A 23,791-nucleotide genomic window follows, 5' to 3' on the forward strand; every position below is an offset into this window, starting at 1 on the left:
CACGGCGGCCGCGACCGCGGAAATGCCGGCCCAGCCCGCCGTGTTGTGCCGGAGCTCGCCCGATGCGCCCGCGCCGTCCGTCCCTGCCCTGTCTCGTCCGCGCGAGCGCGGTCGTCCTGGGCCTGTCGGTCGCGCCGGCCGCCCACGCCGCGCCGGCCAAGCTGCCGCCGAACATCCCGCGCCCCTCGGTCGACCTCGAGCCTGACGGCGCCGGCCGCCTGAAGCACCGCGGTGACGGCTTCACCGCGATCATCTACCCCGACGGTTCGGTCGAGTTCCGCGACCACGGCGGCACCGCCGACATCAACTTCCTCGGCCTCGACCTGTGGCGCCGCCGCCTCCGCGAGCCCGAGCCCGAGCGTCACCCGCCGTGGTTCATGGGCGTCGTCGACGAGGCGCTCTACCCCAGGCGCGCCGCTCCCTACGGCCCCGCGCCGATCCTCGCCGGCTTCGGCGCCCGCTTCGGCGGCCTCGCCGACGGCCGCCGCAAGAACCGCCACAAGAGCGCCAAGCAGGCCTTCATGATCGCCACCGAGCAGCTGCGCTTTCACCTCGCCAACGCCTGGTACAAAGAGCGTTTGCGCAGCGAGCTCGCCGACCTCGGCGGCCAGCTGCTCGAGGTGTGGCGCGACGCCAAGCTCCCGCTCGCCGAGCGCAAGCGGCGGATCTTCGAGCGCTGGGAGGAGTGCGAGGACCCGACCACCACGCGCCGCACCGACGTCGACCTCATGCGCCTCGAGGTCGCCCGCACCGCCCGCGCCAAGATCGAGGCGTTCGTCCGCCAGGTCGCGCCGTACGGTTCGCCGCAGGCCTTCACCGAGGCCGAGCTCGATCGCCTCAACGCCGGTCGCGCCGGCAAGGCCCGCTTCCGCCCCTACGACGCCCCCGTGCTGCCCGAGGACGTCAGCGCCGAGACGGAGCTCGGCGCCGCCGCCGTCGCGCCGCAGACCACCCCCGAACCGCCGCCGCCCGACCCGCCGCCGACCCCGACCCCGATCGGCCCCGACCCCGGCCCCGGCTTCTCGCCCGCGCGCTGAACCGCCGCGCTCGTGCCGGACGCGGCCGCCCCGCGGCCTGCGGCCTTCACCTGGCCGTGCGGTCATGCCCATGAAGACATGTCCTGTACGCCAGATGCGCCAGAGCACCCACGTGGGCGCGGCGCACCGGTGAGCGCGGCGATCTCGTCGACTTCGTCCGGCAGGCTTGCGGTGCCGCTGCGCGACGCGTATGTCCGTCGGGGACATCTCGCCGCGAGGGTCGCGCATGGTCGGCCTGGCCGTGGGCGCCTGCCCGGGCGCGAAGTACATGTCGCCCCGGACATGCCCCCTACGACATGTCCTTCTCAAAATGTCCCAAACGCCATGTCTTTCGTCACACCTCGCCTCGACTGACCGCACGCTCCGACCGCGCCGAACGGTCGAGCTCGCTGGCCGCCGCCCGCGCTCTCCCGGCTGCGCCCCTCGCCGGCGCCCCTGCGCGCGCGCGGCGACCGGGGCGGCTGGGCGTCACTCGCGTGCGTGCTATCCCGAGCCGCGACGGAATGCGACGCCGGCCGGTGCCGTTGTCGTGACGCTCCGCCTCCTCGTCATGAGCGCCCGCATCGACCTCCTCGTCACTCTCGGCCTGTCCGCCCTCGCCTGCACCGCGCCGGCGGCGACACCCTTGCCCGTGCCGGCCAAGGTCGAGCCCACCCCTGCCTCGCCGCCGCCGCCTCCGCCGCCGGCCCAGGACGACGCCGCGCTCGCCGATCGGCTCGGCGACGCCAACACCCCGCCCGAGCTGCTCGAGCGCGGCGCGGCCGCCAAGATCTGGGCCGACCACGTCATCGACCGCGGCATCAACCCGTTCTACCTGCGCGGCGACTTCGACGGCGACGGCGCGCCCGACTACCTCGTCGGCGTCGTGCCCAAGCTCGGCGCCGGCGCGCAGCCGCGGCTGGTCGTGCTGCGCGGCGGCGGTCGGCCGGCCGTCTGGATCGACGCCGATCCGGAGGCCGGCCTCGGCTTGCCCGCGCGCGACGCCTGGTACGTCCACGACCGCGGCACCTCCGTCCCCTCGGGGCCCGGCGGCAAGGCGCCGGCGCTCCACGGCGACGGCATCGTCATGATGAAGCTCGAGTCCTCGAGCGCGCTCGTCTACTGGGACGGCGCTCGCTTCCGCAGCCACTGGCTGTCGGACTGAGGCGAGATCGGCTACCTCGATCGCTCGTCGCGCTCGAAGTCGAGGCTCGCCGAGTTGATGCAATAACGCAGACGTGTCGGCTGTGGACCATCGGGGAACACATGCCCCAGGTGGCCGCCGCAGCGGCGGCACAGGACCTCGATGCGCCGCATGCCGTGGCTGGTGTCGACCCGCTCCTCGATGGCCGAGCGGTCGACCGCGTCGAAGAAGCTCGGCCAGCCGCAGCCCGAGTCGAACTTCGTCGTCGCGTCGAACAGCAGCGCCTGGCAGCCGGCGCAGCGGTACTTGCCGGGCGCCTTCTCGTCCCAGTACGCGCCCGTGAACGCGCGCTCGGTCCCTGCCTGGCGCAGCACCCGGTACTGCTCCGGAGTCAGCGTCGCCCGCCACTCCGCGTCGCTCTTGTTCACCTCTCGTTCCGACATGCCTGGACCATAGCGCGTCCGCGCCCTCGCGGCTGCCCTCGCGGCCTCGACGCGGCGCCCCTCGAGGCCTTCGGCCCCCCCGCCGATTCTGCGTTGCAAGCCCTCCGGCCGGCCTCTACCGTGGCTTCCGAGGAGGCGACCGAGTGTCACGATCCCTACCACGATACCTGGCCGCGCTGGCCCTCGTCGCGCCGGCGATCGGCTGCGGCGGAGGCGGCGGCGGCGGTGACGATGCCACCGTCACCGCCGGCGTCACGGAGAACCCCGGCCCGAGCGAAGGCTCTGCCGGCACCGACGGCGGCGATCCGACCGAGGGCGGCACCGACACCAGCGACGATCCGACCGGCGGCAGTCAGCCTGTCTCGTGCGACGCGGGGCCGCAGCCGGGCCCGATGCCGCGGCTCGTCCGGCTCACGCACCAGCAGTACGACCTCACCGTCGCCGACCTCTTGAAGTTGAACCTCGACCCGCTGCCCTCGGCCGAGTTCCTCGCCGACCCTGCGGTCGCCGGCTTCGACAACAACGCCGCGCAGATGGTCGTCAAGGACCGCCTCGGCCGCGACTACCGCCGCGCCGCCGAGCGGCTCGCCGGCGAGGCCGCCAAGCCCGACGCCCTCGCCGCCCTGCTGCCGTGTCAGCCCGAGGGTGACGGCTCGCAGTGCGCCGCCCAGTTCGTCACCGAGTTCGGCCGCCGCGCCTTCCGTCGCCCGCTCACCCCGACCGAGCAGACGACCTACAGCGGCCTCTTCACCCAGGGCCAGGGCCTCTACCCCGAGGGCACCCCGTTCGAGCAGGGCATCCGCTTCATCATCGAGGCGATGCTGCAGTCGCCGCACTTCCTCTACCGCGTCGAGCTGAGCGACAGCATCGACAGCGACCAGGTCATCCCGCTCGGCGGCTACGAGCTCGCCTCGCGCCTGTCCTACTTGTTGTGGGGCAGCATGCCCGACGATGTCTTGCTCGCCGCCGCCGAGGCCGGCGAGCTGGACACGCCCGAGGGCATCGAGGCCCAGGCGCGGCGCCTGCTCGACAGCCCCAAGGCCGAGGCGCCGGTCGCCGACTTCCACCGTCAGTGGCTCGAGCTCGACAAGGTCGACAACCTGCAGAAGAACACCGACCTCTACCCCGAGTTCAACGCGGCCCTGGCCGACGCCATGCGCGAGGAGACGCAGCGGTTCGTGCGTCACGTCGTGTTCGAGCTCGAGGGCGACTACGCCGCCCTGCTCACCGCCCCGGTCACCTTCGTCAACGCCGAGCTCGCCGCCCTCTACGGCCTGCAGGGCCAGTTCGGCGCCGAATTCACCGAGGCCGCCCTCGACCCGCAGAAGCGCGCCGGCATCCTGACCCAGCCGAGCTTCCTCGCCACTCACGCCTACCAGAGCATGTCGTCGCCGATCTTCCGCGGCGCCTTCGTGCAGAAGCAGATCCTCTGCACCCCGCCGCCGCCGCCGCCCGGCGGCATCGATCCCAACCTGCCGCCGCTCGGCGACGACATCGTCACCACCCGCGACCAGGTCGAGGCGCACACCCAGCAGGACCCGTACTGCGCCGGCTGCCACAAGAGCATCATCAACCCGCCCGGCTTCGCCTTCGAGCACTACGACGCGCTCGGCAAGTGGCGCGACCTCGACAACGGCGCCCCCGTCGACGCCAGCGGCGAGACCATCTCCGGCGCCTGGCTGTTCTCGTTCACCGACGCGATCGACATGGTCAATCAGATCGGCGAGTCCGCCAACGGCACGCGCTGCTACCTCACCAACTGGTTCCGCTACGGCTACGGCCGCGACGTCGCCCCGATCGATCGCTGCACGATCGACGCCCTCGACGCCGAGCTGGCGGCCTCGGGCTACAACATCAAGGAGCTGCTGGTGTCCCTCACCCTGACCCGTACCTTCCGCTTCCGCGCGGTGGAGGAGTGATGACCATGAGACGGCGCAACTTCCTGCGAGGCGCGTGCGGAGTCGCGGTCGCGCTGCCCTTCCTCGAGTCGCTGAACTGGCGGCGCTTCATCAAGACCGCCAGGGCGGCCGAGCCCGGCGGCAAGCGGCTCGTCGTGTTCTTCATGTGCAACGGCGTCAACATGGAGACCTTCTTCCCCGCCGCGCCCGGCCCGCTGACGGCCGCGTCGCTGATGGGCACCAGCATCGAGCCGCTGGCCGACTACGCCGGCAAGCTGCTGATCCCGCGCGGCATGCACATGGTGCCCAAGGGTTGGGGCCAGGACGCCGACACGCCGGGCGACGACCACGCCAAGGGCATGGGCCACAAGCTCACCGCCGAGGCCCTCGATCCCAACACCCTGTACGCCCGCGGGATCTCGGTCGACCAGCGCGCCGCCCAGGAGCTCAACAAGGACGGCAGCCCGTCGATGACGCTCTCGGTCGGCTGGCGCCACACCAACGTGCTCGGTCACATCTCGTACGCCGGCAACAACACGCCCGTCACGCCCGAGGGCAACCCGTGGCTGACCTACCAGGACCTCATGGGCCTGGGCGGCCTCGACGAGATGGTGAAGATGCAGATCGCCACGCGCCGCCAGAGCGTGCTCGACCTGGTCGAGGAGGAGTTCAAGGCGCTCAAGGCCAAGAACCTCAGCCAGGCCGACACCCTGAAGCTCGAGATGCACGCCGACTCGATCCGCGACCTCGAGATCGACATGGTCGGCAACGGCCTCATCGAGTGCGCCCTCGACCCGGCGCGGGCCGCCGAGATCGAGGCGATCGACCCCAACTCGGTGCAAGAGGACTGGCAGTTCAAGACCATCGGCCTGATGCAGCTCGACGTCCTGGCCATGGCGATCGCCTGCGGGGCCACCAGCGTCGGCAGCATCCAGTGGGCCTCGGGCTCCGGCGGCCCGATCTACAAGTGGGACGGCATGAACCACGAGTTCAACCACCACAAGCTGTCGCACGGCAACACCAAGGACGACAACTCGGGCGAGGAGGTGGCCGGCTACCTCGAGATGCTGACCCAGATCGATCGCTGGCACGCCGAGCAGTACCGGCACCTGCTCGATCGCCTCTCGTCGTACACCGAGGGCGACGGCACCGTGCTCGACAACAGCGCGGTCGTCTGGCTCAACGAGCTGTCCGACGGCAAGGCCCACTCGTACCTCGACCTCCCGGTCATCATCGCCGGCAGCGCCGGCGGCTACCTCAAGCAGGGCCAGTACATCGACCTCATCGGCGGCCAGGACCCCTGGGTCCAGACCCACCCGCACAACCGCCTGCTCATCACCCTGCTCAACGCCGTCGGCTGCACCGACGACGGCGGCCCGGTCACCCAATTCGGCCGCGCCGGCCTCGAGCAGGGCGAGTACGCCGAGCTGCGGGCCTGATCCGCGAAGGCCGCGACGAGAGGACCACCGAGCGCTCGCTCGGTGGTCGCTTCGTCTTCATGGTCCCATGTCCCGAAGGACATGCAGCGACGCGCCGGTCGTGCCGACGCGGCCCCCGAGCGGCGCTCCATCGCGCGCCTCCGCGGCGACGCGACTGGCGCGGAGCCGCGCCGTCGCGCATGCTCGCGGCGGAGACCTCGCCATGCCCCAGACCTACCACGGCAGCTGTCACTGCGGCGCGATCCGCTTCGAGGCCGACATCGACCTGTCCCGGGGGATCCGCAAGTGCAACTGCAGCTTCTGCTGGAAGCTCGGCTACCGCAAGGCGCTCGTGCCCGACGAGGCCGTGCGCACGACGGCCGGCCAGGACGCCATGAAGGACTACCAGCCGACCCCGCTGCACTGGCCGCCCGGCGACATCCACCACTACCACTGCGGCCGCTGCGGCGCCCACGTGTTCTCGCGCGGCTACCTCGAAAAGGAGATGGGCGGCCACTTCTGGGCCGTCAACGTCGCCTGCCTCGACGACGCCACCGAGGAGGAGCTGGCCGCCGCGCCCGTCATCTACGAGGACGGCAAGCGCGACCGCCAGGACCAGCCGCCGGCGATCACCGCATACCTCTGACGGCAGCGCGTTCGCGGCGAGCGCCGCGAACGCGAGGGCCTGACCCTCGCGCGAACGCCTCGAGCGCCGCCTGCGGCGCCTCGTCGGCAAACACCTTCGCCAGCGTCGCCGACAGCTGCGGACGCCCCTCGCCTCACCCTCGCGCGAATGCGTCGAGCGCCGCCTGCGGCGCCTCGTCGGCGATCACCTTCGCCAGCGTCGCCAACAGCTCCGCCTGCGGATGCCCGTCGCCTCGCGCGCGCGCCACGTTCGCCGCCAGGTCCCAGCCCGGCGAGCGCACCCCGGCTGCCAGCGCCGCGAGCAGCTGCGTCAGCGCGTCGGGGCACAGCTCCGGCGCGTGGGCGAACGCGTAGAAGCACAGCTCGCAGCGCAGCGCCGACGCCGGCTCCGACGCGTCCAGCGCGCGCGCCAGCAGCTCGCGGCCCTCGGCCGCGCGGCCCTCCGCGAACAGCAGCCGGGCGAAGTTGCCGAGCAGGTTGCCGTCGTCCGGCTCGACCGCCAGCGCCCGGCGGTACAGCGCCTCCGCGCCCGCCATGTCAGCGAACGCGCTGACGCGGAAGTTCGCGTAGTTGCCGAGGTGATGCGCGTCCTCCGGCGCCCGCGCGATCGTCTCGCGGTAGGCCGCGTCGGCCCGCGCCGCGTCGCCGCGGACCAGCGCGAGGAAATTGGCGTAGTTGCCGCGATGGTCCGCGTCCTCGCCGTCGATCGCCAGCGCCCGCTGATAGCACGCCTCGGCCAGGTCGTGCTCGCCGCACACGTCGCTGAGGAACGCCGCGAAGTTGCCGAGCATGTCCGCGTGGTCAGGCGCCTCTGCCAAAAATTTCTCGTAGAAGCCGCGCGCCAGCGGATTGCCGGCCCGGTGCAGCGCCGTGGCGAAGCTCGCGTGGACCGGCGCATCGGCCGGCAACGCCTCCACCAGCAGCGCGAACACCGGATCGCTGGCGCCCGGCGCCGCGTGCTCGCGCAGCCAGCCCAGCGTCACCGCCAGCGACGCGCCGCTCGGTTCGATCACCTTCGCCAGCCGCATCAGCGACACCACGCGCGGCCACGCCTCGTCGGCGATCGCCGCCGCGACCGCGGGGAGGATCGATCGCCCCTCGAACCCCGCGTCGATCAGCAGCACGCGCGCCAGCTCGACGTGCGCCGCGTGGAGCGGCCCGCGCTCGCTCGCCCGCTCGTCCAGGGCCACGCGCGGGTGCTGCGGGACCACCAGCGACAGCTCGAGCCCCGCCGCGCGCGCCGCCGCCTCGCGCGTCGCCCTCAGCTCGTCCTCGCCGACCGGCAGCGGGCTGCCGACCACGCGCGTCGCCAGCCCCGCCTCCTCGCAGCGGCGCCGCAGCTCGGCGGTGCCGGCCACGTGCTGGCGATCGAGCGCCGTGAACAGCACCACGCGATCGGCGAGCGCCCGCACCCCGCGCTCGGCCGCCCGCGACGCACCGGCCGCCGCGTCGATCAGCACGAGGTCCGCCACCTCGGCCGCTACGATCGCCCGGCGCAGCTCGCCCCACGCCACGTCGCGCGCCTCGGCCGTCCACCCGTCCAGCCGGTCCCAGTAGCTCGCATCGAGGCGCCCCGCCGGCAGCACCCGCAGCCCCTCGCCGAGGGGCACGCACCGCTCGACCAGCGCCTGGACGCCGCCCCGCGCGACGGCCCACTCGACCAGGCCTTCGCCGTCACTCCCGACGATCCGCGTCAACCCCGGCGACTCGAGGTCGAGGTCCACCAGCAACACCCGCAGCCCGCGGGCCGCCAGCACACGACCGACGCCCCACACCGCCAGCGTGCGCCCCACCCCGCCGTGAGCCGACCAGCACGCGATGAACGACGGCGTCCGCATGCGCGACTCTTACCGCGCAAGACCCCGTCCGCGCTCGTGCCTCGCCCTCGCCCCCGCGTGCGCTTCCCCCGGTCGCCCGCCCCGCCGCGTCTCCGACATGTCCCAGGAGACATATAGCCCCGCGCTCCTCCGCCCGCCTTACCGGCCCTGTCGCTCGGCGGTCGACAAACCGGCCTCATTCGCCGCCGGCGCACGGCTGCTCTTTACGCCATGTCTCCGGGGACATCCGGACCTTGCCCGCGCTCGCGAGCCCGTCGTGCACGGCTGATCTTTCCACCATGTCCATGAGGACACCTCGAACCTCGGCGCTCGCGCGCTCCCCGTGCGTGGCTGCTCTTTCGACCATGTCCACGAGGACATCTCGAACCTCACCGCCGCATCGACCGATGAGTCGGACGGCCAGAACGCCGTCGTCCCGCGCAGCCGCGCAGCTCCTCCGAGTCACCGGGCGCCCGCGCAGCCCCACAGACTCCCCGAGTCAGCCACGCTCCTGCTCGCCCGCGCGAGCCGCCCGGGCCGCCACGTGCGCCCGGCGATCCTCGCGAGCCCACCGCGCCAGCGCCCCCAGCAGCCCGAGCGCGGCCAGCGGCCACAGCGGCGCCAGCGGGTCGCGCCGGGCCTTGCGTTCCGCCCACGTCGCCGGCCGCTCCCACGCGAACCGCAGCGATCCGGCGGGCGCCGGCGCCAGCCCGTGCCTCGCCCGCACCTCCGGGGCCAGCTGCGCGAACGGCTCGTCCGCACAATCGACGCGCATCAGCACCCGCGCCTGCTGCTGCCCCGCGAAGTGCTCGCGCAGGTCGGAGCCCGGCAGCGGCAGCGGCGCGCGCAGGCCCTCGAGCAGCACCTCGCGCGGCGGCTCGCCGGCGTGCTCGAGCGCCCAGCGGCGGCACAGGTAGCGCGCGTGCCACTGCGCCAGCCGCTCGCGCTGCCCGAGCACGTTGTCGGCGATCTTGCGCCAGCGGTCGTGCCACGGGTGCGGCCGCGGCAGGTCGTCCACGCGCTGCGGCTCCTCGCCGAAGCGATGGCGCACCCCGGCCGCGTCGACCACCGTCGCGCGCAGCAGCTGCTGGTCGCGCGGCGGATTGGGCGCGAACATCGACCACACCTGGCTCGTGAAGCTCAGCTCGATCCACGGCCCCACCAGCGTCCGCGCCTGCGCTCGCCACGGCAGACCGGGCCACGCCGGCAGCTGCCACACCAGCAGCGCCACCACGTGGTACGCGACCAGGCCTCCCGCCGCCAGGCGCCCCGCCGGCCCGTGCGCCCACGGCTCGGGCAGCGCGACCGCGGCGCCTCGCTCGCGCCGCGCGATCCGCCAGCCCGCGATCGTCAGACCTGTCCCCGCGGCCAGCCACGCCGCGTGCCACGCCCGCGCCCCCGCCCCGCCGATCAGCGCGATCGCCCCGCCGGCCAGCACCACCATGCCGGCCCCCCCGATCGCCCACCCCGGCAGCGCCGCCGCGTCGCGGTGCTGGTGCGGCAGCGACGGGTCCTCGCAGGCTGTCTCTTCGCGCAGGTGCTCGGGGACAGGTACGCCCCGCCGCGCCAGCCCGCCCAGCGCTCGCCGCAGCGTCGCCACCGCCCACGGACCTGCCCCACAGACCAGGTAGGCCGCCAGCGTCGCCGGCGCGAACGCCCCGACCGCCAGCAGCGCGTGGTTGCCGAGGTGGAACAGCGCCCCGAACCCGAGCCACCACTTCGGCGCCAGCGGCCCCGCGGCCAGCCGCCGCGCCGCCGCCCCCGCCCGCGGCCCCGCGATCGCCACCGCCGCGCACACGGCGGCCAGCACCGCCAGCGCCGCGGCGCGCTCCGCCGCCCCCGGGGTGCCTGGCTTTTCGACCAGGTCCATCGGGACAGCCGCGGCGATCGCCGCCGCCCCCGCCAGCCCGCCCCAGCACAGCCGGGCCGCCGCGCTCGCCGGCCCGCGCAGCGCCGGCGCCCCCGAGCGCCCCAGCGCTCGCGCGGCCAGCCCGACCAGCACCAGCGGGAACAGCCGCTCCCACCACATCACGCCCCAGCTGGCCAGGCGCAGCGGCCACGGCCCGACCGCCGCGATCGCGGCCGACATGTCCCAGCGGACATACGTGTCGCGCAGCAGCACCAGCAGCAGCGCGTCGCCCGTCTGCCACGCCGTGCCCGCCTTGGCCCAGCCGTTGGCCGCGTAGCACAGCGCCAGCTGGGCGGCGATCAGCGCCTGCGGCCAGGCCGGGATCCGGCGATAGATCGCCGCCAGCCCGCGCGGCGCCGCGGGCGACGGGGCCGCGCCCGCGCCCGCACCTGGCCCCGAGGGCATGCTCAAAAGGCCACGTCGTCGCAACGCCCGGCAGCGCCGCCAGTTGTCGACGCTGTAGGCCGCGCCGCAGCGCGACCACGTCAGCAGGAACAGGAACGCGCAGAACACCTGCTCCCCGCCCCAGTGCGCGTCGCCGCGGCGCAGCAGCCCGGCGTAGAGCAGCCACGTGGCGATCGCGCTGAGCCGCGTGCGAAAGCCCAGCGTGAGCGCGAGCGCGGCCGCGAGGAGCAGGCCGAGGTGTACGGCCACCCCACCCGGGCTGTCGCCGAAGTACAGCGGCGACCACCGGCCGCTGCTCACGAACTCGGCCACCGCCCAGGCGTCGCGCGGGCCCGCGGGCTCGCGCACGCCGTCGCCGAAGCCGACCAGCGCCCCGCGGCCCATCAGCTCGGGAACGGCGGCCCGGGGCACGATCCCCTCGTCGGAGAACAGATACGGGGCCAGCGGCGCGATCTCGAGCAAGCTGACGAGTAGACAGCAGCCGAACGCGATCCGGAACAGCGCCAGCGGCCGCGGATCGACGGCGCGCAGCAGCACGCGGCGCAGCCCCTCGCGGTGCAGCGCGACGAGGCCGACGAGGCTCGCGGCCGTCAGGGCGAGCGCCACCGCGAGTCCCGCAGACACCGGTTCAGTGTACCCGACGCCCGCCGCACCGCGCCGGCGCTGGCAGATTTTCTGGTCGCCCGTGCCCTCGATCTGCTAAGGTCCGGGCATGTCTTCGCTTATCGATTGCCCCGAATGCGCCTGTCTGTTCCGCGCCTCCGACGCGACCTGCCCGTTCTGCGGCCATACGCAGCGTCACTCGCTCGGCTCGACGTGGGCCGCCGTCGCCTTCACCGCCAGCCTGGGAGTGATGGGCGCCGCTTGCCAGGTCGACCGCGACCTCGGCGACGAGACGTCGGCGACCGCCGGCGACCAGACGTCGACGAACACCGGTGACACCGCCGACACCGCCGTCGACACCTCGCCGGCCACCGAATCGACCAACCCCGGCGGCGAGACGATCGACCCGACGATCACCACCACCTCCAGCGACGGCGCCACCTATGCCGGCCCCGACGAGGAGTGGACGACCTGGGGCGATACCACCACCACCACCACCGACACGTCGACGTCGACCACCAACACCACCCCGGGCACGACGACGACCACGACCAGCGCCACCAACGACTCGTCCGACGCCAGCACCTACGCCGGCCCCGACGAGGAGTGGACCACGACCGACTGGACGACCAGCACGTCCGACGCCAGCACCTACGCCGGCCCCGACGACACAACCTTCTGAGCGCCCGCCTGCGCGCCTCGCCGGCGGCCGTTCGGGCCGCATGTCCCCACCGACATGTCCCTGGGGACATGCGTCCATGGTTCGCCGCCGCCCTCGCGGCGTCCGCCCGCGCCGCATGCCCCGCGGACGTGTCCCCGTGGTCATGCGGCCATTGCTCGTCGCCCCGCCCCCGGTGGCCGTCGCCGTCAGATGTCCCGAAGAACACGTTCAAAAAACATGCCCTTCGGGCCATCGACGCCATCGCCGCGGCGGCCGCCCGCATCTCACGCCAGCGGGCGCGCTCGCCCGCGTGAGCCTCGCTCTTTACAGCGCGACCGTGTGCCCGGCCCCGTACGGCTCCTCGAGCCGCGACACCCGCGGCTCCTCGATCGCCACCGGCCCGTGCTTTTCCCGCAGCTCCGGATCGACGTGCTCGCGGATCACCCGGAACAGCCCGTTGTCGAACGACTTGCCGCCGGCGCCGCGGATCTGCTCGATGCGCTCGCGCAGCCCGGCGCGGTCCATCATCAGCGCGCGGTGGTGGCAGAACGGGTTGTTGCCGGGGCGGCCGAGCAGCGGCTCGGCGGCCGCGGTGCAGCCGGCCATGCACGTCTCGGCGTAGTAGCACTCGCGGCAATAGCCCCACAGGTCGTCGACCGTGCGCGCGCGGATGTAGCCGAGCTGATACGACTCTTCCCACACCTTCTTGACCCCGTGGACGCGCCAGTTCCCGCCGATGTTGGTGCCGCCGCCGAGGCTCGGGCAGTTCTTGATCGCCCCGTCGCTCTCGATGCCCATCACCGACACCCCGGCCGTGCAGCCGCGCCAGTGCTTGCGCTGCGACTGCCGCAGGCGCCGCTCGAGCGGGCCGAAGTAGCCGAGGTTGTTGCCCGGCCACAGCCGGACCTTGCGGGCCTCGCAGCGGTCGAGCACCTGCTCGAGCGTGGCGAAGATGTCGATGAACATGTGCGGCTGCAGCAGGATCTCCGGGTGATCGGCCGCGTTGCCGTGCGGCACCGTGATCTGCAGCTGCCACGAATGGATGCCCTCGTCGGCCAGCAGCTCGAACAGCGGCAGCAGCTCGTGGCGCGTCAGCGCGTTGATCTGGGTGTTGCTGGCGATCTTGCCGCCGGCCGCGCGGATCCGCCGCATCGCCGCGAACGCGCGCTGCCAGCTGCCCTGCACCCCGCGCAGGCGATCGTGGGTGGCCTCGAGGCCGTCGATCGAGAAGGTGACGCTGCCGATCCCCGCCTCGATCATCGCCTCGGCCCGCTCCTGCGTCAGGTTGAGGCCGCCAGTCGTCATCGTGCAGGCCATCCCGGCCTCGCGGATCGCCCGGATGATGAGGATGAAGTCGTTGCGCAGGTAGGCCTCGCCGCCGATCAGCACCACCTCGCCGCACCCGAGCTCCGCCAGCTCGCGCACCACCTTGAGGCACTCCTCGGTCGACAGCTCGTCGGGCCGCTTGTGGCCGGCCCGCGGCCCGCAATGCGCACAGTGTTGGTCGCACGCCAGCGTCAGCTCCCACACCGCCCAGCGCGGCGCCTTGGCCTCGCGGCGATCCTCGTGGGTCAGCCAGCGGTTGGCCGGCGCGGGCAACGAGGCGACCACGGGCAAACGACGGCGCACATCACTTAAGCTCATGGCACAAGCCTAACACGCGGGCCGCACCGAGGCTCGCGCGGGCCCGAGCCGACGGCTCCGTGCGAGGTCGAAGCCTCACGACGTCGCTGACCCGGTCGCCGGCTCACCGCGACATCGCTGCCCCGGTCGCCGCACCCCACACACGGGCGCGGCGACCCGGCCCCACGCTCACGACTTCGCCGGCTCGTTCGCCGCGCCCGGCAGCAGCCGCGCCAGCGGCGAGCCGCGCAGCAGCCGTGCGAGCACCTCGGCCACGCTCTCGCCGCCGAGGATCGCCAGCGGGGCCATCGACTCCGCCATCTTCTCGGCCAGCGCTCGATCGCCGAACGCCTGCAGCGCGGCGATCAGGTCGGGCGAGACCGCCCGCGCCTTCTCGACCACCGCCGCGACCTCGGCCTGCAGCTCGCGCAGCCGCTGGTCGAGCTGCTGCTGCTGGATCGTCAGATCGAGCGTCGCGGACGCCTGGCGCCGGCCGAGCTCGGCCCCGTGGATCGCCCCGAGCCGCTCCTGCTCGGCCAGCAGCGCCTGCTGCTGGCGCTCGTGCAGATCGAGCTTGGCCGCCAGCTCGGCCAGCTGGTAGCGCTGCTGCTGCTCGCCCTCGCGGGTGCGCAGCGCGATCGCCTGCTGCAGCGTCGCCGACTTGGCCTCCGCGACCTGCTGCGTGACCGCCTCGGTCTGCCGCACCATGTCGAGCCGGCGCTGCTCGGCCGCCAGCGACAGCGTCTGCTGGACCGCGGCGTGCTGCGCCTGGACCAGCAGCTCGGCGATCGCCTCGTCGCCGATCGTGACCTCGAGGACCTCGACGTCGTACACCCGCATGCCGTTCTCGTCGAAGCGCCGGCCCGGCCGCTTGCCGTCGTCGCCCGCGGTCCCGAGGATCACGTCGCGCAGGATCGCCACCGAGTCGGCGTAGAACTGCTCGATCCCGTGGCGCTTGACCGCCGCGCGGACGAGCGAGCGCAGATGGTCGGTCAGGAACTTGACGTAATTCTCGACCTCGAACCACTTGTTCGGGTCGCCCTCGAAGTTGACGCGGTAGCTGAGCTGGATCTGCACGCGCACGAGGTCGCGGGTCTCGACCTCGACCTGGTCGGACACCTTGTTGTTGAGCACCCGCAGGTAGACCGTCTTGAACAGGTTGTGCTCCGACTTCGGCGTGCCGGTCGACAGCTCGAGCACCTGCAGCGTCTCGTCGTACTCGAGCAGGTGCGTGTGCGGCCCGGTCACGACCTTGCGCTCGCCGGTCTTCGACACCACCAGCACCGCGTAGCCGGTCCACACGTCGATGGCGACCGCGCCGTCATAGCGGGTGTCGAGCACGATCGTGCGCGGCCCGGTGAAGGTCTGGCTGCGCGTGAAGTCGTCGCCGGCGAACTCCGACGACGTCGGCGGAGGCGGCGGCGCGGCCGGACCGCCCGGCGCGGGCGCGGGCTTGGGCGCCGCCGAGGCCCGCGCCGACTGGACCGGCACCGAGGCCACCGCCGCGAACTCGGCGGCGATCTGCGGCGCGTTCTGCTGCGCCAGCCGGCGGTTGTAGTCATACGCCTCGCGGTTGCCGGGGAACCACAGCGAGACGGTCTTCGGGTCGAGCACGCGGCGGATGATCAGCTCGAACCGCGGATCGGGCAGGTAGATCGCCGGCCCGCGCTTCAGCGTGATCGTGCCCTTGTTGCGGTCGAGCACGTAGCGCGCCTCGCCGGCCGGGATCGCGACCGCGTAGTGCCGCTCCTGATCGCCGTACTTGATGATCGCGTGCTCCGGCCGCGGCAGGTAGATCATCGTGTCCTTGCCGGTGATGAACAGCTCGTCGCCGACCTTGTAGCGGACCCCGTTCTCCTCGTACGGCGCGATGACCTTGACGTAGAGGCCGGTGTTCTCGTTGAGCTCGATCGCGCGGAACTTGCGGGCGCCCCGCATCGCCACGAACGTCTCGGTCGGCTGCGGGAACACCACCGCAGGCCCCTGGATGTAGCGCTTGTTGCCGTTCTCGTCGAGCAGGATGCAGTACTCGAGCCGCTCGAGCGTGATCGCCTCGCGCACGTAGTTGCCGTCGACGTCCGGCACGACCTCGACGCCGGTCGGCGGGATGTAGAACGCGACCTCGGTGCCGCGGATGATCAGCAGCGTGCCCATCGTCAGGTCGGGCGGCCGCTGCACGTGGACCGCCTCGCCCTCGTCCGCCGCCGCCTCGGGCCGCATGCGCAGCACCGCGTTCTTCCAGTTGGCCTTGGCGCCCTCCTCGTCGTACACGCGCACGAGCAGGTATTGATTGGAGCGCAGGTGGTGGCCCTGGATCACCCGCACCATCTGCCCCGGCCACAGCGCGAACGAGGCCGGCCCGGGGATGTTGACCTTGCGGCCGGTGTCGAGCGACGGCAGGTTGTTGAGCGCGCCGGTCCGCGGGTGGCTCTTGTCGGTCGCCGGGTTCTTCAGCACCAGGTACCAGCCCTCGGGCGCGATCGACAGCGACTGGATCGCGCCGTCGAGCTGGCGCCGCTCGAACCGCTTGCTGCCGGCGTCGAACACCACCGGCGCGTCGGTGTTGGCGAGGCTCGTCTTGTGCGGCCCGACGTAGACGTTGATGTTGCCCTTCGTCTCGTCCAGGATGAAGGCGAACTCGTTCGGTGCGAGGACAAGGTCTCGTTCACGGCCTCGGTCGTTCATGGGGCTCCTGTCGCGACGCTGGACGTCGCGGGTCCCGAGCATACGAGCCGCCGCACCGCGAAGGCAGCCCCGCGGCCGCGCGCCGCGATCGCGCAGGCGCGCTCACGCGCGCAGGGCGAGCTCGAAGCCGAGGCGCACACGCACGGCGTAGGCGTCCCAGAAGCCCCGCTCCTCGCGCGTGCCCGCGTCGGCGCGATCGAAGCGGGCCTGCCACGCGGCCACGCGATCCGGTGCGGGCTTCCACAAGCCGGCGTCGACCAGCTCGACGACGAGGCCGAGCGCCCCGAAGTCGCCCGCGGCCTCGTACAGATCGACGTCGTCGGCGCGATCGAGGACCGCGGCCGCGCGCTCGCCCAGGGCGTCGATGCTCGCCTGCCCGCCGGGCACGCGGAGCAGCGCGTCGAACCGCGGGCCGTCGTTGTAGCCGCCGATCGCCGCCGCCGCGGCCTCGCTGCGCGAGCGCCCTGCGAGCGCGCCCTCGAGATCGCGCGCGAGCCCGGCCAGCACCTCGCGCGCGTCCGCCGGCAGCGCCTCGCCGTGCGCCAGCGCGGCCGCCACGTGGCCCGCCCCGCGCAGCTTCAGCACCACCGGTTGCAACCACGCGACCAGGCCGATGCCCACCGCCAGCTCGCTCGGCGAGGCGTCGAGCGCCGGCAGCCGCACCAGGCCGCCGACGAGGTCGAGCGCGGCGTCGTTGTCGTAGAGTCCGTCGTCCCAGGTACCCATGCGCGGGCGACGGTAGGCCGGCGCCTGCCCGAGCACAAGCGGGGTAAAGTCGCGCCGATGTCCGCGACCCTCCCCGAGCTCCTCGACCCCGCCGGCGCCGCTCGCTGCGTGCTGTGGCGCGATCCGCCCGCGGGCCTGGCCGCCGTCCTGGTGATCGACGACCTGTCCCTCGGGCCAGCCGCCGGCGGCGTCCGGACCCGCGCCTACCCCGACGCCGCGGCGATGATCGCCGAGGCGGCTGCGCTGGCGCGAGCGATGACCCGCAAGTGCGCGCTCGCGGGCCTCGCCGCCGGCGGGGCCAAGGCCGTCGTCCTCGACCACCCCGGCCTCGACCGCCCGGCGGCCTTCCGCGCGCTCGGCCGGTTCGTCGCCGAGCTCGGTGGGGTCTTCCGCACCGCCGGCGACCTCGGCACCACCGCCGCCGACCTCGCGGCGATGGCCGAGACCTGCCCGTACGTCCACACCGACGACCGCAACCTGGCCGAGGCCGTGGCCCGCGGCGTGGTCGCCTGCGTCCGCGCGTGCGCCCGGGCCCGCGGGCGCGGGATCGGCGGGCTGCGGGTCGCCGTGCAAGGCTGCGGCGCGATCGGCTCGGCGGTCGCGCGCGCGCTCGCGGCCGAGGGCGCGTTCCTGCTGGTCGCCGACGTCGACCCCCGGCGCGCCCACGACCTGGCCGAAGCGACAGGTTCTCACGTCCATGACCCCAAGGACATCTTGCTCGCCCCGGTCGACGTCCTGGTCCCGTGCGCCGTCGGCGGGGTGATCACCGCCGACGTGGCCGCCGCGACCCCGGCGTGGGCGCTGTGCGGCGCCGCCAACAACCTGCTCGCCGCCCCCGCGGTCGCCGAGGCGCTGCGGGCCCGCGGGATCCTGCACGTGCCCGACGTGGTCGCCTCGGCCGGCGCCGTGATCGAGGGCATCGGCCGCTCGGTCATGGACCTCGCCGACCGCGAGCCGCTCATCGCCGCGCTCGGCGCCACCGCCGGCGAGCTGCTGGCCGAGAGCGCCGCCACCGGCCTCACCACCGAGGCCCTGGCCGCCCGCCGGGCCGCCGCCCGGATCGCCGCCGCGCGCCGCTGACCTGGGGGCCCCGCCCGAGCTGGCAGTCGAGACATGTCCCCAGGGACATGCCCCATGATTCATTGATGGCTGTGCCGGCGCGAGGCGGACCGCCCCCACGTGCGGACCGAGGGGCACGAGGCCTCTCGCTCGTCTGCTGCTGCCGACGCCGCCGCGCGGCGACGACGCGCGGACGAATGACCGCAGTCTTTCGCGGGACCTATCCCTTGAATCAGGTGTCGCGGCCGCCGCGCCACGAACGGCGTCAACCGGGTCGCGGCTTCGCCGTCGGCTCGCGGACGAGAAGACGCGCGGCCCGTCCGCTATGCTGAGGCACGTATGCCCGAATCCGAGGGACACGTCGGCGCTCCGTGCGACCCCGCGGCGCTGATCGACAGCCTGCCGGGGATGGTCTACCGCTGCCGGGCCGACCGCGCCTGGACGCTCGATTACGTCAGCGCCGGCGCGCTCGAGCTGACCGGCTATCGCCCCGACGAATTGCTGGCGAGCGAGCGGCGGGCCTACGCCGATCTCATCATTCCCATGGATCGACGCGCCGTCGAGGCGGCCGTCGAGACGGCGGTCGCCGCCGGCCAGTCGTTCACAGTCGAGTACCGGATCCGCGACCGCGCCGGCCGCCTCAAGCACGTGTGGGAACACGGCCGACTGCTGGGCGGCGAAGGCAACGCCGCCGTGCTCGAGGGCTTCGTCACCGACATCTCGCCGCTGCGGCGCGCCGAGCACGACCTGCGCGAGCGGATCAAGGAGCTCGAGCTGCTCTACGAGGTCTCGTCGATCGCCGGCGACGAGCTCACGCTCGACGAGGCGCTGTGGCAGATCGCCGACCGGATCCCGCGCGGCTACTGCTACCCGCGCGAGGTCGCGGCGCGGATCCAGCTCGGCGACCGCGTCTACACCTCGTCGCGCTTCGCCGCCGACCCGTGCCGCCAGTCGGCCCCGATCAACGTCGGCGGCCGGGCCGCCGGCGTGCTCGAGGTGTGCCGGATCGCCGACTCCGACGTCCCGTGCGCGCGCTACTTCCTGCGCGAGGAGCAGGAGATGCTGCACGTCATCGCCGGCCGGATCGGCGCCCTGGCCGAGCGGGCCGGCATGATCGACGCGCTGCGGGCCAGCGAGCGCCACGCCCGCGAGCTCTACGAGCGCCTGCCGATCGCCACCGTGTGCTGGCAGCAGCGCGGCGACACCTTCGTGCTCGTCGACCACAACCGGGCCGCCTTCACCCTTAGCGACGGCCACGTCCCCGCGTGGGTCGGGCGCAGCCTCGCCGAGCTGCTGCCCGACCGACCCGAGCTCGTCGACGCCATGCGGACCTGCGTCGCCGGCGAGGGCGCCCTCCGCCGCGAGGTCGAGATCGCCAGGCCCGACCGCTCGGCCGCGATCTACGTCGTCTCGTTCGGCTTCGTCCCCCCGGACCTCGTGCTCACCCACGTCGTCGACGTCACCCGCGAGCGCCACCTCGAGCGGCGCTTCCAGGAGGCGCAGAAGATGGAGGTGCTCGGGCGCATGGCGGCCGGCGTCGCCCACGACTTCAACAACCTCCTCACCGTGATCCTGAGCTACACCGGCATGCTCGAGAAGAGCGCCGCCGCCAACAAGGCCACCGGCTCGGACGTCGCCGACCTCGAGGAGATCCGCAAGGCCAGCGAGCGGGCCGCCGCGCTCACGCAGCAGCTCCTCTCCTTCGGCCGCCGCGACATCGTCGCGCCCGAGGTGATCGATCTCGGGGCCAAGATCGACGAGCTCCGCGGCATGCTCGTCCGCCTGCTCGGCGAGGAGCGGACCTTGACGATCTCGCTGGCCGGCGCGCCGTGTCCGGTGCGGATCGGTCCCGGCCACATCGATCAGCTGCTCGTCAACCTCGTCATCAACGCCCGCGACGCCACCCGCGTCGGCGGCCGCGTCGTCATCGCCACCGCCACGCTCGAGGCCGGCGACGACGACGGCGTCCACCTCGACCTGCCGCCCGGCCCGCGCGTCGTCATGACCGTGCGCGACGACGGCAGCGGCATGGACGAGGCGACGCGGGCGCGGATCTTCGAGCCGTTCTTCACCACCAAGCCGCCCGGCCTCGGCACCGGCATGGGGCTGGCGATCGTCTACGGCATCGTCCGTCAGGCCGGCGGCGCGATCGTCGTCGACAGCCAGCCGGGCCGCGGCACGACCTTCCGGATCTACTTCCCGCGCGACCAGGAGCCGCTGCCGCGCCGGCCGTCGAAGGCGCCCGCGCCGCAGCCGCGCGCGCCGGGCGGCGAGACCATCCTGCTCGTCGAGGACAGCGAGCCGGTGCGACGCCTCGTGCTGCGCGTGCTCGGGGCGGCGGGCTACCGCGTGCTGACGGCCGCCGACGCCGCCGAGGCGCTGCTGATCTGCGAGCGCAGCGGCGGCGCGATCGACCTGCTCGTCACCGACCTCGTGATGCCGTGGACCACCGGCGCCAACCTGGCCCAGCGGATCGCCGCCCGCTGCCCCGGCCTGCGCGTCCTGTTCATGAGCGGCTCGCCCGAGCGCGCCATGCAGGCCGCCGCCGAGCTCGACGCGGCCGCCAGCTTCATCGCCAAGCCGTTCACCGGCGAGGCCCTCGTCGGCCTGGTCCGGCGGATCCTCGACGGCGAGCCGGCGACCGCGTGAGCGCGCCGCGGGTCGCCGCGGCGGACGGGCTTGCCACATATCCTTTCGAACATGTCCTTGGAGTCATTGTGATGACCCGCCCGGGCGGGCGGCGCCGGCGGCGGCGGCCGGGAGCGCGGCGGACGGCAGCAGCGTCGGGTTGTCGCATCGCGCGACCTGGGTACTCTTTCGCGCGGACTCGAAAGGACCACCATGACGATTTCTCTGACAGACACAGTTCGCGACGCGCTGACCTCCGGCGGCATCGTCAACGGCGCCGCGTCCGCCCTCGGGATCTCGAGCGCGGCGGCGACGAAGGGGCTGGGCGCCGCGGGCTCGGCCATGCTCGCCGGTCTGACCAACAAAGCCCGCGATCCGCTGTTGCTCGGCGAATTCTTCAACATGGCCCAGGACCCGGCGCTCGCCAGCCCGGCGCTCGACGACCCGGCGCGTCTGCTCAGCGGCGCCGCCGAGGCCACGCGCGCGCGCGACCTCGGCAGCCGCTTGATGTCGAGTCTGTTCGGCGGCCGCACGGACGACGTGATCAGCGGCCTGGCGCGTCACGCCGGCCTCGGCACCCCCGCGGCCGCCTCCTTGATGAGCCTGGCGGCGCCGCTCGTGCTGCGGGCGGTCGGCGGCCTGGTGCGCGGCGGCGGCATGACGGTCGGCTCGCTCGGGCAGGCGCTGCTCGGCAACCAGAGCGAGATCATGAACGCCGTGCCGCCGGCGATGGCGGGCGTGATCGGCCGCGCGCAGATCTACGACGTCGTCCGCGAGCCCGAGCCGCAGGTGCCTCACCTGCCGCATCCCGCGGTCATCGAGCCCAAGCGGCCGCCCTGGTGGGCCATCCCGCTGGCCCTGCTGCCGCTGGCCCTGCTCGCCTGGTGGTTCGTCGGCGGGCGCCGGACGGACCAGCAGGTCGACACCGCCGCCACGCGCTACGAGACCCCCGCGGCCGTCGCCACACGCACGCCTCCGCCCACGCCGCCCCCGCCGCCCGCGAGCAAGCCCGCCACCCCGCCCCCGCCCGCGAGGGCCGAGCCGGAGCTCAAGTCGGTCCACGTCGCCGAGGTCAACCGCGAGCTGCGGTTCGCCGAGAACGGGGTCGAGGCCAGGCTGCTCGCCTTCCTGCGCACCAAGGACGCCAGGTACGACGACCAGAACTGGTTCGAGTTCGACCGCCTGGTGTTCGACACCGACGCACCGACGCTGGCCCCCGGCTCGAACGAGCAGCTCGAGAACCTCGCCGCGATCCTCAAGGCCTACCCCGGCGTGCACATCAAGATCGGCGGGTACACCGACAACACCGGCGACCCGAACGCCAACCTCAAGCTGTCGCAGGAGCGGGCCGACACCGTGAAGAAGGAGTTGGTCGCCCGCGGCGTCTCCGGCGACCGCATCGAGACCGAGGGCTACGGCGAGCAGCACCCGATCGCCTCCAACAGCACCGAGGAGGGCCGCGCGCAGAACCGCCGGATCGCCCTCCGCGTCCTGCCGCCGAAGTCGTGAGCCGCGCGAGCGCTGCGTCCTCACGCGAGCCGGGCGCCCCGAGGTCGGGGCGCCCGGCTCGCGCAATTCCGTACATGTTCTTGAGGACATGCCTCTCAAGAAATGCCCGTGAAGACATGACCAGAAGGGCATGTCCCGAGCGCCCGCCCTGCGACGCGCCTCAGCGCGCGTCGTCGATCACCTGGAGCGGCCCGAGGCCGAGCGGCTCGACCTGGGCGCGGATCGTCCCGGGATCGCCGACCAGCACCACCTGCATCGCCTCCGGCGCGAACCACTTCGACAGCGCGCTCTCGACGTCGTCGTCGCGCACGCCGCCGAGCCGGCGCAGCTCGGCCGCGAGCGCGTCGTCGGGCCGCCCCGCGACGTGCAGGCGCGCCACCCCCTCGACGACCGCCGACAGGCGCTGCTGCCCCAGCATGCGCTCGACCTGAAACGCGCGGCCGAGCAGGCGCAGCAGATCGCCGGTCAGGAAGCGGCCCTGCGCCGACTTGAGCTGCGAGAACATCGCCCGCAGCGACGCGCCGGTGGCGGCCGCCTCGACCTGCGTCTCGATCGCCAGGAGCCCGCCGCGCCGCGCCGGCGCGTGGCTCACCGCCACGCTGTAGGTGTCGCCGCGATCGCGGCGCAGCACCTCGCGCAGGGCCGAGCCGACCACGGCCGACGCCAGCTCGAGCGCCAGCGCGTCGGCGTCGCCGGGGATCGTCCGACCCACCAGGATCGCCGTCTGGGCCAACCCTGGTCGCGGCACCACCAGCACCTCGCGGCGCGGCACGGGGAGGACGAGGCGGCCCTCCTGCGCGTCGGACTCCGGCGCGAGCGTCCGCGCCGCGGCCGGCCCCGGCCACTCCCCCAGCGCGCTCGCGGCCGCCCGCGCGAGCTCGGCCCGCGGCGCCTCCCCGACCACCACCAGCGCCGGTCGGGCCGCCCGCAACCACTGCTCCTGCGCCTTTCGGACATGTTCGATCGACCAGCTCGCCGCCCTGCGCGCCTCCCCGAGCGGGTCGAGGCTCGGGGCCAGGCGCCGCTGCAGCAGGTGCAGCCCGCGCGCCGCCGGATCGCCGTCACGCCGCTGCAAGGCGGCCAGCCGCTCGCGCCGCAGCGCCTCGACGTCCTCGCCCGTGAGCGCCGCGCTGCGCACCGCCGCCGTCAAGAGCCCCAGCGCCTCGCGCCACGCCGACGCCTCGACCTCGACCTGCAGCAGCGCCCCGTCCGCGAGCCACACCACCTCGATCGCCCCGCCGTACTCGCCGAGCGCGTCCTCGACCGCCCGGTCGCGCCCGCGAGCCAGCAGCTCGAGGGTGAAGCTCGCCAGCGGCGGGTCGACCTCCGCACCTGTCCGCAAGACCAGCCCGATCGCCGTCGTCGGGCCCGCCCGCCGCACGTGCAGCAGCGACGGCCCGAGCCGCTCGAGCCGCGGCGCGACCACTGCCGGCGCGGTCGTCGGCACCTCCGGCGGCGTGTGACGCCACGACTGATTGCCCGCGCACGCGCTCAGGAGGACCGCCGCCAGCGACCAGGCGCCTCGCCGCGTCCTCGCGCCCCGCCCGCGAGCACCGGTCGCGGACCATGCCAGCCGCGACGAAGCGCGCTGCGATCCGTCCG

At 73.7% G+C, this 23,791-nt stretch carries 16 protein-coding genes; 9 read left to right on the top strand and 7 right to left on the bottom strand.

Going from position 1 to position 23,791, the window contains the following annotated elements; all coding sequences use genetic code 11:
- Positions 1-62: 62 nt before the first annotated feature.
- Both NAEX_RS00240 and NAEX_RS00245 read left to right on the top strand, forming a co-directional pair.
- Positions 63-1,037, top strand: coding sequence for a hypothetical protein (locus tag NAEX_RS00240; protein ID WP_096325520.1), 975 nt, complete (start codon positions 63-65; stop codon positions 1,035-1,037).
- Between the two features lie 550 nt (positions 1,038-1,587).
- Positions 1,588-2,181 (top strand): hypothetical protein, encoded by a 594-nt coding sequence (locus NAEX_RS00245; RefSeq protein ID WP_143141411.1) that lies wholly within the window; start codon positions 1,588-1,590, stop codon positions 2,179-2,181.
- A gap of 11 nt (positions 2,182-2,192) precedes the next feature.
- Here the strand turns inward: NAEX_RS00245 and msrB are convergent, their stop codons facing one another.
- The gene (gene msrB / locus NAEX_RS00250; protein ID WP_096325522.1) at positions 2,193-2,603 is read right to left on the bottom strand and encodes a peptide-methionine (R)-S-oxide reductase MsrB; all 411 of its coding nucleotides are present in this window, start codon (positions 2,601-2,603) and stop codon (positions 2,193-2,195) included.
- Positions 2,604-2,746: 143 nt separating this feature from the next.
- Between msrB and NAEX_RS00255 the strand changes: the two genes are divergently transcribed.
- The 3 genes from NAEX_RS00255 to NAEX_RS00265 all read left to right on the top strand — a co-directional run bounded on the left by NAEX_RS00255 (position 2,747) and on the right by NAEX_RS00265 (position 6,565).
- Complete coding sequence (locus NAEX_RS00255) at positions 2,747-4,522, top strand: DUF1592 domain-containing protein (protein WP_096325523.1); 1,776 nt, start codon at positions 2,747-2,749, stop codon at positions 4,520-4,522.
- A 5-nt stretch (positions 4,523-4,527) separates the two neighbouring features.
- Complete coding sequence (locus NAEX_RS00260; RefSeq protein ID WP_096333462.1) at positions 4,528-5,940, top strand: DUF1552 domain-containing protein; 1,413 nt, start codon at positions 4,528-4,530, stop codon at positions 5,938-5,940.
- Positions 5,941-6,142: 202 nt separating this feature from the next.
- Positions 6,143-6,565, top strand: coding sequence for a GFA family protein (locus tag NAEX_RS00265; RefSeq protein WP_096325524.1), 423 nt, complete (start codon positions 6,143-6,145; stop codon positions 6,563-6,565).
- A 133-nt stretch (positions 6,566-6,698) separates the two neighbouring features.
- Here NAEX_RS00265 and NAEX_RS00270 read toward each other — a convergent pair whose 3' ends face one another.
- Positions 6,699-8,402 carry a tetratricopeptide repeat protein gene (locus NAEX_RS00270; protein ID WP_096325525.1) on the bottom strand — a complete coding sequence of 568 codons (1,704 nt, stop codon included), beginning with the start codon at positions 8,400-8,402 and terminating at the stop codon, positions 6,699-6,701.
- Between the two features lie 478 nt (positions 8,403-8,880).
- Entirely contained in the window at positions 8,881-11,319 is a 2,439-nt protein-coding gene (locus NAEX_RS00275; RefSeq protein ID WP_143141290.1) for a hypothetical protein, read from the bottom strand.
- Between the two features lie 88 nt (positions 11,320-11,407).
- Between NAEX_RS00275 and NAEX_RS00280 the strand changes: the two genes are divergently transcribed.
- Entirely contained in the window at positions 11,408-11,980 is a 573-nt protein-coding gene (locus NAEX_RS00280; RefSeq protein WP_096325527.1) for a hypothetical protein, read from the top strand.
- Between the two features lie 303 nt (positions 11,981-12,283).
- Here NAEX_RS00280 and NAEX_RS00285 read toward each other — a convergent pair whose 3' ends face one another.
- The 3 genes from NAEX_RS00285 to NAEX_RS00295 form a co-directional block, all read right to left on the bottom strand.
- Positions 12,284-13,603 carry a radical SAM/SPASM domain-containing protein gene (locus NAEX_RS00285; RefSeq protein ID WP_096325528.1) on the bottom strand — a complete coding sequence of 440 codons (1,320 nt, stop codon included), beginning with the start codon at positions 13,601-13,603 and terminating at the stop codon, positions 12,284-12,286.
- Between the two features lie 168 nt (positions 13,604-13,771).
- A complete protein-coding gene (locus tag NAEX_RS00290) occupies positions 13,772-16,267 on the bottom strand; it encodes an SPFH domain-containing protein (protein WP_096333463.1) in 2,496 nt (831 codons plus the stop codon).
- A gap of 102 nt (positions 16,268-16,369) precedes the next feature.
- The gene (locus NAEX_RS00295; protein ID WP_143141267.1) at positions 16,370-16,993 is read right to left on the bottom strand and encodes a hypothetical protein; all 624 of its coding nucleotides are present in this window, start codon (positions 16,991-16,993) and stop codon (positions 16,370-16,372) included.
- 57 nt (positions 16,994-17,050) lie between these two features.
- Between NAEX_RS00295 and NAEX_RS00300 the strand changes: the two genes are divergently transcribed.
- From NAEX_RS00300 to NAEX_RS00310, 3 genes are all read left to right on the top strand, one after another.
- Positions 17,051-18,073: a Glu/Leu/Phe/Val dehydrogenase dimerization domain-containing protein gene (locus tag NAEX_RS00300; RefSeq protein WP_096325530.1), complete on the top strand. Its 1,023-nt coding sequence runs from the start codon at positions 17,051-17,053 to the stop codon at positions 18,071-18,073.
- Between the two features lie 318 nt (positions 18,074-18,391).
- Positions 18,392-20,701 (top strand): PAS domain-containing hybrid sensor histidine kinase/response regulator, encoded by a 2,310-nt coding sequence (locus NAEX_RS00305; protein ID WP_096325531.1) that lies wholly within the window; start codon positions 18,392-18,394, stop codon positions 20,699-20,701.
- A gap of 192 nt (positions 20,702-20,893) precedes the next feature.
- On the top strand, positions 20,894-22,189 hold the full coding sequence (locus NAEX_RS00310) for an OmpA family protein (protein WP_096325532.1): 1,296 nt from the start codon (positions 20,894-20,896) through the stop codon (positions 22,187-22,189).
- A 160-nt stretch (positions 22,190-22,349) separates the two neighbouring features.
- Here NAEX_RS00310 and NAEX_RS00315 read toward each other — a convergent pair whose 3' ends face one another.
- Positions 22,350-23,636 carry a M16 family metallopeptidase gene (locus tag NAEX_RS00315; protein WP_143141268.1) on the bottom strand — a complete coding sequence of 429 codons (1,287 nt, stop codon included), beginning with the start codon at positions 23,634-23,636 and terminating at the stop codon, positions 22,350-22,352.
- Positions 23,637-23,791 lie beyond the last annotated feature (155 nt).

Source organism: Nannocystis exedens, assembly GCF_002343915.1.
In the GTDB taxonomy this organism is placed as follows: domain Bacteria; phylum Myxococcota_A; class Polyangia; order Nannocystales; family Nannocystaceae; genus Nannocystis; species Nannocystis exedens.